12 protein-coding genes are annotated in these 13,100 nt (G+C 69.3%); 6 read left to right on the plus strand and 6 right to left on the minus strand.

Going from position 1 to position 13,100, the window contains the following annotated elements:
• Positions 1 to 6: 6 nt before the first annotated feature.
• Positions 7 to 963 (minus strand): agmatinase, encoded by a 957-nt coding sequence (gene speB, locus BST28156_RS19640; RefSeq protein WP_060242730.1) that lies wholly within the window; start codon positions 961 to 963, stop codon positions 7 to 9.
• A gap of 139 nt (positions 964 to 1,102) precedes the next feature.
• On the opposite strand from speB, the gene BST28156_RS19645 reads away from it, so the two are divergent.
• Positions 1,103 to 2,014 (plus strand): LysR family transcriptional regulator, encoded by a 912-nt coding sequence (locus tag BST28156_RS19645; RefSeq protein WP_060242732.1) that lies wholly within the window; start codon positions 1,103 to 1,105, stop codon positions 2,012 to 2,014.
• 126 nt (positions 2,015 to 2,140) lie between these two features.
• On the opposite strand, the gene BST28156_RS19650 is transcribed toward BST28156_RS19645, so the two are convergent.
• Positions 2,141 to 2,605, minus strand: coding sequence for an Lrp/AsnC family transcriptional regulator (locus tag BST28156_RS19650; protein WP_174903157.1), 465 nt, complete (start codon positions 2,603 to 2,605; stop codon positions 2,141 to 2,143).
• 134 nt (positions 2,606 to 2,739) lie between these two features.
• On the opposite strand from BST28156_RS19650, the gene BST28156_RS19655 reads away from it, so the two are divergent.
• From BST28156_RS19655 to BST28156_RS19665, 3 genes are all read left to right on the plus strand, one after another.
• Positions 2,740 to 3,360, plus strand: a complete 621-nt coding sequence (locus BST28156_RS19655) for a LysE family translocator (protein ID WP_040130991.1) — start codon at positions 2,740 to 2,742, stop codon at positions 3,358 to 3,360.
• 224 nt (positions 3,361 to 3,584) lie between these two features.
• Positions 3,585 to 5,177 carry a S53 family peptidase gene (locus tag BST28156_RS19660; protein WP_174903158.1) on the plus strand — a complete coding sequence of 531 codons (1,593 nt, stop codon included), beginning with the start codon at positions 3,585 to 3,587 and terminating at the stop codon, positions 5,175 to 5,177.
• 71 nt (positions 5,178 to 5,248) lie between these two features.
• Entirely contained in the window at positions 5,249 to 6,925 is a 1,677-nt protein-coding gene (locus BST28156_RS19665) for a S10 family peptidase (RefSeq protein WP_060242737.1), read from the plus strand.
• Between the two features lie 78 nt (positions 6,926 to 7,003).
• Here BST28156_RS19665 and nadE read toward each other — a convergent pair whose 3' ends face one another.
• The 3 genes from nadE to BST28156_RS19680 form a co-directional block, all read right to left on the minus strand.
• On the minus strand, positions 7,004 to 7,882 hold the full coding sequence (gene nadE, locus BST28156_RS19670; protein WP_174903159.1) for an NAD(+) synthase: 879 nt from the start codon (positions 7,880 to 7,882) through the stop codon (positions 7,004 to 7,006).
• Positions 7,883 to 8,030: 148 nt separating this feature from the next.
• Positions 8,031 to 8,900, minus strand: a complete 870-nt coding sequence (locus tag BST28156_RS19675) for a DMT family transporter (RefSeq protein WP_060242742.1) — start codon at positions 8,898 to 8,900, stop codon at positions 8,031 to 8,033.
• Between the two features lie 188 nt (positions 8,901 to 9,088).
• Positions 9,089 to 9,277, minus strand: coding sequence for a hypothetical protein (locus BST28156_RS19680; RefSeq protein WP_174903160.1), 189 nt, complete (start codon positions 9,275 to 9,277; stop codon positions 9,089 to 9,091).
• A 235-nt stretch (positions 9,278 to 9,512) separates the two neighbouring features.
• Here BST28156_RS19680 and BST28156_RS19685 point away from each other — a divergent pair, with 235 nt between their 5' ends.
• Together BST28156_RS19685 and BST28156_RS19690 are read left to right on the plus strand one after the other, a co-directional pair.
• Complete coding sequence (locus BST28156_RS19685) at positions 9,513 to 10,271, plus strand: DeoR/GlpR family DNA-binding transcription regulator (RefSeq protein WP_060242745.1); 759 nt, start codon at positions 9,513 to 9,515, stop codon at positions 10,269 to 10,271.
• A 211-nt stretch (positions 10,272 to 10,482) separates the two neighbouring features.
• Positions 10,483 to 12,264 (plus strand): phospholipase D-like domain-containing protein, encoded by a 1,782-nt coding sequence (locus BST28156_RS19690; protein ID WP_174903161.1) that lies wholly within the window; start codon positions 10,483 to 10,485, stop codon positions 12,262 to 12,264.
• 60 nt (positions 12,265 to 12,324) lie between these two features.
• Here the strand turns inward: BST28156_RS19690 and BST28156_RS19695 are convergent, their stop codons facing one another.
• Positions 12,325 to 12,999 (minus strand): TetR/AcrR family transcriptional regulator, encoded by a 675-nt coding sequence (locus BST28156_RS19695; RefSeq protein ID WP_009689240.1) that lies wholly within the window; start codon positions 12,997 to 12,999, stop codon positions 12,325 to 12,327.
• Between the last annotated feature and the right edge of the window lie 101 nt (positions 13,000 to 13,100).

Consider the following 13,100-nt stretch of genomic DNA (forward strand, 5'->3'; position numbering starts at 1 on the left):
CCGGGATCAGTCGCGGTACGCGACGCCCGGCAGCACGCACAGCAGCTCGTACGCGAGGTTTGCGCCGAGCAGCGCGGTGGTGCCGAACGGGTCGTACGGCGGCGCGACTTCGACGAGGTCGCAGCCGACGATGTTCAGCCCCTTCGCGCCGCGGATGATTTCGAGCGCCTGCGGCACCGTGAGGCCGGCGATTTCCGGCGTGCCGGTGCCCGGCGCGTAGGCCGGGTCGATGCCGTCGATGTCGAAGCTGATGTAGACCGGCGTGTCGCCGATGCGAGCACGCACTTCTTCCATCAGCGGCGCGAGCGACTTGTTCCAGCACTCCTCGGCCTGCACGACGCGGAAGCCCTGCTCGCGGCACCAGTCGAAATCCTCGGCCGCATAGCCGGTGCCGCGCAGGCCGATCTGCGTGACCTTGTCGCCGTGCAGCAGGCCTTCCTCGACCGCGCGGCGGAACGGCGTGCCGTGCGCGATCTTTTCGCCCATCATCGTATCGTTCACATCGGCGTGTGCATCGACGTGGATCAATGCGACCTTGCCGTGCTTGCGGTGGATCGCGCGCAGGATCGGCAGCGCGATCGTGTGGTCGCCGCCGAGCGTGATCGGCTTGCAGTCGTGCTTCAGGATCGCGTCGTACGCATCCTCGATGCGCGCGATCGAGTCGTGCAGGTTGTACGGGTTGATCGCGACGTCGCCGATGTCGGCGATCTGCAGCGAGTCGAACGGCGCGGCGCGCGTGGCCATGTTGTACGGGCGCAGCAGCACGGATTCGGTGCGGATCTGGCGCGGGCCGAAGCGCGCGCCGGTGCGGTTCGAGGTGCCGAGGTCGAACGGCACGCCGACGAAGCACGCGTCGAGGCCTTCGGCGGTCGGCACGTGCGGCAGGCGCATCATCGTCGCGATGCCGCCGCAGCGCGGCATTTCGTTGCCGCCGAGCGGCTGGAAACGGGTGGTGTCGTTCATGGGGTGTCTCTTCCGATGTGGGGTTGCCGTATCATTCGACGCGGCGTGGCGCACAGTTTTACGCGCTCCGCCCGCAAAGAAGAATGCGAAGATATCGACGTAAACATCGATTTCCATCGATGTATGCAAGGGGAATAGCGTGCTGGGGAATCTGTCGACCCTCGATCTGCGGTTGATCCGCGTGTTTCTCGCGGTCACCGACGCGGGCGGCGTGTCGGCCGCGCAGGCCGTGCTGAACGTCGGCCAGTCGACGATCAGCGCACAGCTGTCGTCGCTCGAGACGCGGCTCGGCTACCGGCTCTGCGAGCGCGGCCGCAGCGGTTTCCGGCTCACGCCGAAGGGCGAGCGGTTCCATGCGATGAGCCGCAAGCTGCTCGCCGCGCTCGACGAATTCGGGATGGCCGCGCGGCACATGGACCGCCAGCTCGTCGGCACGCTGCATATCGGGTTGATCGGACACACGCCGATCAGCCAGAACGCGCGGATCGCCGAGGCGATCGCCGCGTTCCGCACGCGCGACGAGGCGGTGCGTTTCTCGATCTCGGTGCGCGCACCGGGCGATCTCGAGGAAAAGCTGCTGAGCGACGAGATCCAGATCGCGGTCGGCTATTTCTGGCATCGCGTGCCGTCGCTGCATTACACGCCGCTGTTCATCGAGCGGCAGGTCGCGTATTGCGGCCGCGGCCATCCGCTGTTCGAGCGCGCCGGCGCGCTGACGCCGGCCGACGTGGCCGGCTTCGAATGGGCGTGGCGCTCGTATCCGCTGCCGGAGGCGCAGATGTCGACCACGCCGGACCGCGTGACCGCGACCGCCGACAACATGGAGGCCGTCGCGCTGCTGATCCTGTCCGGCCACCACCTCGGCTACCTGCCGCAGCACTTCGCGGCGCCGTACGTCGCGCAGGGGCTGCTCGCGCCGCTCAATCCGGAGCGGCTGCACTACGACGTGACGTTCCACATGGTCGTCGCGCGCAACGGGCGCGGCAATCCGCTCGTCGAGGCGTTCCTCGAGGATCTCGAACACGCGCACCAGGCGCCGGACGCCGTCTAGGGCCGACAGCGTCAGCAACTGTCACGCGGCGGCTGTCGGCGGTACGCATCGACGGCTAACGATGTGACGGGCGGACGCGGCAGCCTGTGCCCGCCGGCTCCGTGCGCGCTCGGCCCGCGGCTCGCCTCACGGCACCGGCAAGCCCGCGTCGTGCTTGACCTCGCGCAGCGACAGCGCCGATTCGATCGACGTCACGCCCGGCAGCATCCGCAGCGAATCGCGCAGGAACGTGCCGTAGTCGTCGAGATCGCGCGCGACGACCTGCAGCAGATAGTCGGCGGTACCGGCCACGTTGTGGCACGACAGGATCCGCTCGATGCCGAGCACCTCGCGCTCGAAGCGGTCGGCGACCTTGCGGTCGTGCGTCGCGAACCGCACCAGCACGAACGCGACGACGCCGAAGCCGAGCGCCTGGCGCGACAGCTGCGCGCGGTAGCGCTCGATGTAGCCGTCGTTCTCGAGGCGCTTCAGGCGCCGCGCGCACGGCGTTTCGGACAGGCCGACGCTGTCGGCGAGGCGCGCGATCGGCAGGCGGCCGTCGCGCTGCACGGCGGCCAGAATCGCGCGGTCGGTTTTGTCGAGCTCGGTCATGTTGGTGGATTCCATGTTTTGACGACGTAATTGTGGAGGATTCCGCTATCGATCGCCAGTTATGAACCGAAGATGGCCAATAATCCCTCGTTCGTCAGCGGCAAACTATCGTCGTTGACGGACGGGGGCAGACCATGATTTCCACGCATTTGCTGTTGATTTATCTCGCCGCGCTGGCGGCCATCTACGCGGTGCCGGGGCCGGACATGGCGCTCGTGCTGCAGACCAGCATCGGCCGCGGCGTGCGGCCCGGGATCGCCGCGGCGGCCGGGTTGTCGCTGTCGCGCAGCGCGCACGTGACGCTGTCCGCGTGCGGCGTCGCGGCACTGATTCGCAGCGCGCCGTGGCTGTACGAAGTGATCCGCTACGGCGGCGCGCTGTATCTCGGCTACGTCGCGATCCAGGTGTTCCGCTCGCCGGTGTTCGACGTCGGCGGCGGCGAAGCGGCGGCCGGCGCATTGCGGCAGTCGTTCGTGAAGGGGCTGCTGACCAACCTGCTGAACCCGAAGGCGCTGCTGTTCTGCTCGGTGCTGCTGCCGCAGTTCGTGCGGCCGGAGGCCGGGCCGGTCGTCTGGCAGATGTTCGCGCTCGGCGCGCTGCTGGTCGCGGCCGGCGTGTGCTTCGACCTCGCCTGCGTGTTCGGCGCGTCGCGGATCGCGTCGTGGATGCGCGCGCATCCGCTCGCGCAGACGGTGCAGCGCTGGACCTTCTCGGCGGCGCTGATCGGCTTCGCGCTACGCCTGTCGATGGACTGAGCGCCCCGGCAGCGCAGCGCATCTTGCGCGCGAGGCGGCCTGCAACGCCGGCCTCGCGCACCTTCCCGCCGCACAACGGCGTGCGCGCAAATCATCTGACTGTTCTAAACTTCCTGTGTCTTCGCGCTGCGTCGAACCAGACTGACCGAACGGAACCGTCTTCCGCCGGCCCTGTCCGATTTCCTGGCTGTTCCGTGCAACGCGGTACCAAGGAGGGTCTGAACATGGCAAGGCATCTTCACGCCGACCGTGAACCCCGGATCGTCGCCGATTCCAAGTGTCTCGGCCCGTGCGATCCCGCAGAACGCATCCACGTCACGATCATGTTGCGGCGGCAGGAAGAAGGGCAACTCGACACGCTGCTTCACCAGCTCGCCACCGGCGACGCGCAAGCCAGGCCGCTGTCGCGCGAGGCGTTCGCGCAGCGGTTCTCCGCCAGTCCCGACGACATTCGCAAGACCGAGGACTTCGCGCACCGTCACCAACTGACGGTCGATCGCGTCGATCCGGTCGAGAGCGTCGTCGTGCTGTCTGGCACGATCAAGCAGTTCGAAGCCGCGTTCGGCGTCACGCTCGAGCGGTTCGAGCATCATGCGATCGGCCAGTACCGCGGCCGCTCGGGCCCGATCGCGTTGCCGGACGAGCTCGGCGACGCCGTCACGGCCGTGCTCGGCCTCGACAGCCGCCCGCAGGCGCGGCCGCACTTCCGGATGCGTCCGCCGTTCACGCCCGCGCGCGGCGCGGCGGCCGGCGTCACGTTCACGCCGCCGCAGCTGGCGTCGCTGTACGGCTTTCCCGCCGGCGACGGCGCCGGGCAATGCATCGCGATCGTCGAGCTGGGCGGCGGCTACCGCGCGGCCGACATCGCGCAGTATTTCCGCGGGCTCGGGATCACCACGCCGCCGACGCTCGTCGACGTGAACGTCGGCACGGGCCGCAATGCGCCGACCGGCGAGCCGAACGGCCCGGACGGCGAGGTCGCGCTCGACATCGAGATCGCCGGCGCGATCGCGCCGGCCGCGAAGATCGCGGTCTACTTCGCGGCGAACAGCGACGCAGGCTTCATCCAGGCCGTCAACGCGGCCGTCACCGACACGACCAACAAGCCGTCGGTGATCTCGATCAGCTGGGGCGGCCCGGAGGCGATCTGGCAGGCGCAGTCGGCGCAGGCGTTCAACCGCGTGCTGCAGGCGGCCGCCGCGCAGGGCATCACGGTGTGCGCGGCGTCCGGCGACAGCGGCTCGGGCGACGGCCTGCAGGACGGCGCCGATCATGTCGACTTCCCCGCGTCGAGCCCGTACGTGCTCGGGTGCGGCGGCACGCAGCTCGATGCGCTGCCCGGCCAGGGCATCCGCAGCGAGGTCACGTGGAACGACGAGGCGTCGGGCGGCGGCGCGGGCGGCGGCGGCGTCAGCACGATGTTCGACGTGCCGGCATGGCAGCAGGGGCTCGTCGTGACGCGGGCCGACGGCAGCAGCGCGCCGCTGGCGAAACGCGGCGTGCCGGACGTCGCCGGCGATGCATCGCCGCAAACCGGCTACGAAGTCTCGATTGCGGGCACGGCCGCGGTGATGGGCGGCACGAGCGCGGTCGCGCCGCTGTGGGCTGCGCTGATCGCGCGGATCAACGCGGCGGCCGGCGCAGCGGCCGGCTGGATCAATCCGACGCTGTACAAGAATCCGGGTGCGCTGCGCGACATCACGAAAGGATCGAACGGCACCTATGCGGCCGCCGCAGGGTGGGACGCATGCACGGGGCTCGGCAGCCCCGACGGCGCGAAGCTCGCCGCGATCCTCGCACGCAAGCCGTCGAGCTGACGGCCGCGGTACACGCCTTTTCGTTCGACGCGGGGGCCCCCGCGTCTTTTCTTACCTCCAGGAGCAGCACGATGGGCATCGATTCCGCATCCTCCGGCGGCGTGTATCCGCTGCATCACGGCGACCACAACTCGCACGGCGTGCCGCCGAGCGTCAATCCGGTCGCGCTGAGCCACGGGCGCGACCAGCCGTTCTTCGATCCGGTCGCGTACGGCAACGGCCCCGACGATTCGGTGACCGACACGACCGAGGCGGCCGCGATCACGCATCACACGATCCTGATCGACGGCAAGCGCATCGCGTATACGGCGACGGCCGGCCATCTGGTGACGGTCGACCCGAGCAGCTCGCAGCCGGCCGCAAAGCTGTTCTATGTCGCGTTTACGGCCGACGGCGCGAAGGAGGAAACGCGTCCCGTCACGTTCTTCTACAACGGCGGGCCGGGCTCGTCGTCGGTGTTCGTGCTGCTCGGCTCGTTCGCGCCGAAGCGGATCAGGACGTCGATGCCGGGCTTCACGCCGCCCGCGCCGTACCAGATGGAAGACAACCCGGACAGCATGATCGACCACAGCGATCTGGTGTTCATCAACCCGGTCGGCACCGGCTATTCGGCGGCGATCGCGCCGAACAAGAACCGCAATTTCTGGGGCGTCGACCAGGATGCGGATTCGCTGAAGCAGTTCATCAAGCGCTACCTGACGAAGAACAATCGCTGGAATTCGCCGAAATACCTGTTCGGCGAGTCGTACGGCACCGCACGCAGCTGCGTGCTCGCGTACAAGCTGCACGAGGACGGCGTCGACCTGAACGGCGTCACGCTGCAGTCGTCGATCCTCGACTACCGCCAGGCCGGCAACCCGGTCGGCGCGCTGCCGACCGCGGCTGCCGACGCGTGGTATCACAAGCGGCTCGGCGTGTCGCCGACGCCGACCGATCTCGGTGCGTTCGTCGAGGAAGTCGCGCAGTTCGCGCGCACCGACTACCTGAACGCGCTGCGCAAGTTTCCGCAGGCCGACCAGGCGGTCGTGCAGAAGCTGTCCGAATACACGGGCATCGACACGGCGACGCTGCAGTCGTGGAGTCTCGACATCGCCGGCTACGACGCGCGCGGCAATTCGGTGTTCCTGACGACGCTGCTGCGCGCGCAGGGGCTCGCGCTCGGCTCGTACGACGGTCGCGTGACGGCGATCTCGACCGGCATCGCCGGCAAGATCGATCCGAACTCGGGCGGCAACGATCCGACGATGACGGCCGTGACGGGCGTCTACACGGCGATGTGGAACAGCTACCTGAACGAGCAGCTGAAGTTCACGTCGAATTCCGCGTTCACGGACCTGAACGACCAGGCATTCCAGAACTGGGATTTCAGCCATATCGACCCGACCGGCGCGCAGCAGGGCGTCGACGCGAAGGGGAACGTGATCCTCTATACGGCCGGCGATCTCGCCGCGGTGATGGCGCTCAACGTCGACCTGAAGGTGCTGTCGGCGAACGGCTTCTACGATTTCGTCACGCCGTTCTACCAGACCGTAATCGACCTGCAGCAGATGCCGCTCGAGGATCAGAAGGTGCGGCAGAACCTGTCCGCGCGGTTCTATCCGTCGGGGCACATGGTGTATCTCGACGGCGGTTCGCGCACCGCACTGAAGCGCGATCTCGCGGCGATGTACGACGCGACGGTCGGCGATACGGGCGCGCGGATGCGGATTCGCGCGCTGCAGGCGAAGAAGGCGGGCGGGCACGCGTAGCGCCGCGCCGGTTGTCCGGCCGCGTGCGCAAGCGGTGCCGCGCGGGGCCGGTTGTCGGCATTGGCCGGCCCCGGCGCGTCAGCCGCAGTGGCCGGCGTTCGAGGCGAAGCCGAGGCCCGGCCAGTCGAACGGCGTGTACGGCAGCGCGCGCTTGTGGCGCGAGCCGTCGAAGAAGCGCAGCACGGTTTCGTACACGTGGTCGCTGACGGGCTTGCCTTCGAGGAAGTCGTCGATCTCGTCGTAGCTGACGCCGTACGCGTGCTCGTCGGGGCGCAGCGGGCGCAGTTCCTCGAGATCGGCGGTCGGCACCTTCATCACGAGTGCCTCGTCGCCGCCGAGCGCGCGTGCGACTGCGCGCACGCGGCGCTTGTTCAGGCCCGCGAGCGGCAGCACGTCCGCGCCGCCGTCGCCGAACTTCGTGAAGAAACCCATCAGCGATTCGGCCGCATGATCGGTGCCGATCACGATGCCGCGCGTGGCGCCGGCCACCGCGTACTGCGCGATCATGCGCTCGCGCGCCTTGATGTTGCCGTGCACGAAGTCCTGCTGCGCCGGCGTCTCGAACGCGTGGCCGGCGGCCGCGAGCGACGCGAGCATTGCATCGGCGGCCGGCTTCACGTCGACCGTCAGGGTTTCGTCCGCACGCACGAAGGCGAGCGCGCGCTGCGCGTCGGCCTCGTCGTTCTGCACGCCGTTCGGCAGACGCATCGCGATGAAGCGCGCGTCGTAGCCTCCTGCGCGCAGGCGCTCGACCGCGAGCTGCGCGAGCCGGCCGGCCGTCGACGAATCGACGCCGCCGCTGATGCCGAGCACGTAGGTCCGCAGGCCGGTCGAGCGCAGGTACTGCGCGAGGAAGTCGACGCGGCGGGCGATCTCGGCGTCGGCGTCGAAATGCGGGGCAACGTTCAGTTCGGCAATGATTGCGCGTTGGCGGCTGGCGTAATCGGCGGCTGTCATGGGAAGGGTTCCGGAACGAAATGCAAGGCGCTCATCATAAGCGCAATCGCAGCGCGGTGCCGCGCCGGGCCGGCGTTGCGGCGGCCGCGCGTTGCATCGGCGACACGCGACACGCGACACGCGATGCGCGATGCGCGATGCGCCGGCGTCAGCGCCGCGCGAGCACGACGCCGACCAGCGCGAGCGCGAATCCGGCGAGCTGGATCGCCGCGAGCGTTTCGCCGAACAGCAGGTAGCCCTGCAGCGCGGCCAGCGGCGGCGCGAGGAACAGCAGCGAAGTCGCGCGCGCCGCGTTGCCGCGCCGCAGCATCCACATCAGCATCGTGACCGCGCCGCCGGACAGGAACACGACACCCCATACGAGCGACACCCACAGCGCCGGCGCGTCGATCCAGCGCGTTTCATGCAGCAGCGCGGCGAACACGGCCGCGACGAGCGCCGCGCCGAAGTTCTGCACGGCGACCGCCGTGCGCAGGTCGCTTTGCGCGAGCTTGCCTTTCTGGTACAGCGAACCCGCGGTGATCGAGCCGACCGCCAGCACGGACACGGTGACGACCAGCCATGCCGGCGCGGCACCCGGCGGCGGCGCGACGCCGCCCGTGACTTTCGGCGCGAGCACGAGCGCGACGCCCGCCAGGCCGAGCGCCATGCCGAGCCAGCCGCGTGCCGGCAGGCGCTCGTTGAACAGCGGCACCGCGAGCACGGCCGTGGCGAGCGGCTGCAACGCGCCGAGCAGCGCCATCACGCCTGCGTTCAGCCCCTGCGCGACGGCCCAGTAGCTCGCGCCGAGGTAGACGCCTTGCAGCAGCGCGCCCGCGATCAGGTGGCGCGGCCATTCGCGGCGGGCCGGCCACGGCGCGCGCGCGGCGAGCGCGACCGCCGCGAACAGCGCGGCCGTGCCCGCGAAACGCGCGAGCAGGAACAGGTTGGGATCGGCATAGGGTTTGATGGCCCGGGCGACGATGAAGCCGGTGGACCACAGCGCGACGAACAGCGCGGCGACGATCGAGGTAAGCATGCGGAGCAGGCCGCGGCGCGGCCGACAAAATCATCAAGTCGGCCAGTATCGGGTGAATCGGCGTGCGCGTCTTGTCGAATCCTGCACTCGTCGGGCGCGGTGCGCGAAAGCGGGCGGCGGGGCGTCGCGCACGAACCGCCGCCCGCGTGCCGCGCACGGGCCGTGCCGGCCGCCGGGACGACGCGCAATCAGTCGTCGAGCAAGAACGTGTCGAGCGGCTGGTTGGCGCGCGCATCGGTCGCGAAGCGCGCGGCGAGCTGCTCGTACAGGCGGCGCGCCTCGTCGAGCGTGAGGTCGATCCAGTACGGATCGCCGGCCGCGTCGTTGAGCCGGTCGGGCGAAAACTGGATTTCGAGCACACTGCCTTTGCGATACATTGCGCAAGCCCCCTGCATGGTCTGTCGTTTGGCGAAGCGCAGAGTGTAGCAACCGGCGCCGCGCCGATTCGCACGCGTCAGGCAATACAGAATTTCGCATTTGCCCGCCTCGGCCGCCGGGCGGCGCGGACGCATGACGCGCCGTCGCATGACGCGCCGTCGTCAAATGGCCGTCAAACGTCCGTAATACAATGGACGGCTTTCCCATTACCTGCCGCCTCGGGCGCATCACGCGATGCTCGCGGAACAACGTCACCAATACATCCTGTCGGAACTCGGGCGATCGGGCGCGCTGTCGGTCGCGGAACTCGTGCGTTCGCTCGACGTATCGCGCGAGACGGTGCGGCGCGACCTGAACGCGCTGGCCGCGCGCGGTCTGCTCGTGATGACGCACGGCGGCGCGCTGGCCGCGGACCGGCGCGAGCCGAGCCTGTCCGAACGCGAGGCGGCGAACGCCGACGCGAAGCGCCAGATCGGGCGGCGCGCGGCCGAATTCGTACCCGACGACGCATCGGTGCTGATCGATTCCGGCAGCACGCCGCACGCGGTCGCGCTGGCGCTCGCCGACCGGCACCGGCTGTCGATCTACACGAACGACTGGCGCACCGCGTTCGTGCTCGCGCGCCGCAACGGCAACCGCGTGACGCTGCTCGGCGGCGAGCTGTCCGACGACGAGGACGCGACGTTCGGGCTCGACACGATCCAGCAGCTTGCGCAGTACCACGTCGATTTCGCGTTCGTCGGCGCGGGCGGCATCACGGCCGACGGCGAATGCACCGACTACTCGCGGCTCGCGGCCGAGGTGCGCAGCCGGATGATCGCGGCGGCCGGCACGGCGATCATCGTCGCCGATCACTCGAAGTTCGGCCGCGTGACGCCGGTGCGGATCAACGGCACCTCGGCGGCGCGCTATCTCGTGACCGAACGCGCGCCGGACAAGGCCGTGCGCCGTGCGCTGACCGCGCGCGGCATCGAGCTGCTGCTGTGCGACTGACGCACGCCTGACACACAAGATTCATCGAACCGTCATCCGGACGGCAACACCGTTGCGGACACTCGGGCAGGTTCTCGTCGAATCTCGCGCGCCCTGCCGGCCCGGCCGGTGAAAGCCGCGCGCACGGCGGGCCGCGATTCGCGCGCTCCCGCCGCCCGTCGAGAACCTTCCCGATTCGTCCATTCGACCGGCCCCGAGCCTGGGAGCAACGATGTCCGTCAGCGTGCGCAGCTATCTATCCCCCACCCTGGTCCTGCTGGCCTTCGACTGGCCCGATGCGGCGTCGCGCACCGACTTCCTCGGTTTCGCGATCCGGCGCACGCCCGGCTTCTGGTCGGCCGACGGCAGGACGCGCGCGCCGTACAGCTGGCTGCCGAACCGCCTGACCTTCGACGGCCCGGCTGCCGACACGCAGGGCGACGCGCCGACCGATCAGGCGCCGATCCAGAAATTCATGTGGTGGGACGCGCGCATCGATCCGCAGGACCGCGGCGCTGCCTTCCGCTACGACGTCTATCCGGTCGTCGGCACGCCGGCGAACCTGCAGGTGCTCGACGCGCAGGCCGGCGCGTGCCGCGTCGTGCTGCCCGCGCACGTGGAGGACGGCATCGGCACGTGGTTCAACCGCGCGGTGGTCAGTTCGCAGGCGTTCGCGAAGCAGGTCGCCGTGCTCGGCCTCGCGCCGGGCGAAGCGCCGAGCGACGCGCAGGCGCTGAAGCTGCGCACCTGGCTCGCGAACGACATGGAGCAGGTGTTCGCCGAGATGCTCGATCCAGCCTCGCGCGCGGCGTCGGCCGTCTATCACCTGACGGACACGCTGTGGGCGCTGCCCGCCTTCGAAGCGTTCGGGCATGCGCACGGCGAAGCGTCGCTCGCGATCGTCTACGATGCGCACGTGACGACGCGCAAGGGCAAGCCGCCGCTGCCGTCGCCGAACCAGCCGGCCGTCGACGCGCTGCAGGGCCTCGCGACGCTCGCGCCGCGCGACAGGACGCACATCATGCACGACAAGTTCATCGTGACGGACGCGCCGGCGCATGCGTCGCCCGCGCGCGTGCTGACCGGCTCCGCGAATTTCACGACCGAAGGGCTGACCGAGCAGGCCAACGTGCTGCACGCGTTCGACTCGCCCGCGCTCGCCGCGCTGTACAACGAGCGCGCGCGGGCGCTGGCCGCGAATCCGTCGATCGCGGAGACCGCGCGCCTGTCGTCGGGCTGGTCGGCGCCGCTGACGGTCGGCAGCGCGCAGGTGCGCGTCGCGTTTTCGCCGGAGCCGGCGGGACAGCGCACCGAGATCGACACGATCGTCGCCGCGATCGCGGCTGCGCAGCATTCGGTGTCGTTCTGCCTGTTCATGCCGACCGACGCGGCGCTGCGCGACGCGTGCTTCGCGGCCGGCGACCGCGGGCTGATGATGTTCGGGCTCGTGAACCGGATCAACGTCGGCAGCGCGACGAAGGCCGACACCGCGCAGCAGGCGGGGCAGTCGCTCGATGCGGCGACGCTCGCGAACCTCGAGCTGTACCATCGCCGGCGCGACCGTCGCGACGTGATCGACGCCGCGTATTTCTCGCCCGCGACGGTGCCGCAGGGCTTCGAGCCGGAATTGCGGCTGTTCCCGGGCGAACCGGCGCCGGCCTATCCGCCCGTCGTGATCCACCACAAGTTCATCGTGATCGATGCGGAAGGCGCGAATCCGGTCGTCTATACGGGTTCGGCGAACATGAGCCGCAATTCCGAGCAGTACAACGACGAGAACCTGCTCGAGATTCGCGACGCGCGGATCGCCGGCACCTATCTCGCGGAATTCCTGCGGCTCTACGAACATTACCGGGCGCGAGCGCTCGCGATCGAGGCGAAGCAGGGCAGCACGGGCGCGCATGCGCGGCTCGCGCTCGCGCCCGATTCGAGCTGGGCGAAGAAGTACTACGTGGCGGGCAGCCCCGAGGAGAAGGCGCGGATCGCGCTGGCGTCGAGCGCGCCGACGAACTGACGGACCGACGCACGCGCGCGGCTGCGACGCGGCCGCCGCGCGAAACCGCTTGACACCGCGTTATGCGGCGACGTAGCGCAGCACGGAATCGGCGATCGTCTCGCGATGCCGTGCGCGCAGGCGCGGCGCCGACGGGTCGCGGCCGAACGCGGCGCCGAACGTGTAGCGGTTCGACACGCGATGGAAGCAGAAGGAACTGATCAGCAGGTGCAGGTCGAATGCGTCGATGTCCTGGCGGAACACGCCGCTTGCCGCGCCGCGCTCGAGCAGTTCCTCGAGCGTCTTGATGATGCTGACGTTGCGGTTCTTGAACGACTTCAGCTGTTCGAGATACTTCGCGCCGTGGATGTTCTCGATCGACACGAGGCGGACGAAGTCGCGATGCTTGTCGTGATAGTCGAACGTGAATTCGACGAGCCGGCGCATCCCTTCGCGCGGCTCCATGTCGCCGACGTGCAGTTCCTGCTCGAGCTCGCGGATGTCGCCGTAGACCTTCTCCAGCACGGCCTCGTACAGGCCTTCCTTGCTTTCGAAGTAGTAGTAGAGCATCCGCTTCGTCGTGTTGGTGCGCTCGGCGATCGCATCGACGCGCGCGCCGGCGAGGCCCATCGCGGAGAATTCCTGCGTGGCGACGTCGAGGATGTTGCGCTTGGTTTGCTCGGGATCGTATTTGCGCCGCGCATCGGACGGAAGCGCGCGGGGGGCGGACGTGGCGGCCTTGCTTCCTGCTTTCATGTGACGTTGTTGTGGCTTAGCGGCGGCGTGGAACGGGCATTCTAGCATGCGGAAAAACGGCGTCCCGCCGACCCGCCGCTCTAATCCCGGCGCGGTTTTCG

Origin of the sequence: Burkholderia pseudomultivorans (assembly GCF_902499075.1) — a bacterium.
In the GTDB taxonomy this organism is placed as follows: domain Bacteria; phylum Pseudomonadota; class Gammaproteobacteria; order Burkholderiales; family Burkholderiaceae; genus Burkholderia; species Burkholderia pseudomultivorans.

Bases quoted from the DNA above. Each gene is read 5' to 3' on its own strand.
- BST28156_RS19685 (WP_060242745.1), top strand. From the start codon at position 9,513: ATGCTCGCGGAACAACGTCACCAATACATCCTGTCGGAACTCGGGCGA.
- BST28156_RS19680 (WP_174903160.1), bottom strand. From the start codon at position 9,277: ATGTATCGCAAAGGCAGTGTGCTCGAAATCCAGTTTTCGCCCGACCGG.
- BST28156_RS19675 (WP_060242742.1), bottom strand. From the start codon at position 8,900: ATGCTTACCTCGATCGTCGCCGCGCTGTTCGTCGCGCTGTGGTCCACC.
- speB (WP_060242730.1), bottom strand. From the start codon at position 963: ATGAACGACACCACCCGTTTCCAGCCGCTCGGCGGCAACGAAATGCCG.
- BST28156_RS19695 (WP_009689240.1), bottom strand. From the start codon at position 12,999: ATGAAAGCAGGAAGCAAGGCCGCCACGTCCGCCCCCCGCGCGCTTCCG.
- BST28156_RS19690 (WP_174903161.1), top strand. From the start codon at position 10,483: ATGTCCGTCAGCGTGCGCAGCTATCTATCCCCCACCCTGGTCCTGCTG.
- BST28156_RS19660 (WP_174903158.1), top strand. From the start codon at position 3,585: ATGGCAAGGCATCTTCACGCCGACCGTGAACCCCGGATCGTCGCCGAT.
- BST28156_RS19650 (WP_174903157.1), bottom strand. From the start codon at position 2,605: ATGACCGAGCTCGACAAAACCGACCGCGCGATTCTGGCCGCCGTGCAG.
- BST28156_RS19655 (WP_040130991.1), top strand. From the start codon at position 2,740: ATGATTTCCACGCATTTGCTGTTGATTTATCTCGCCGCGCTGGCGGCC.
- BST28156_RS19665 (WP_060242737.1), top strand. From the start codon at position 5,249: ATGGGCATCGATTCCGCATCCTCCGGCGGCGTGTATCCGCTGCATCAC.
- nadE (WP_174903159.1), bottom strand. From the start codon at position 7,882: ATGACAGCCGCCGATTACGCCAGCCGCCAACGCGCAATCATTGCCGAA.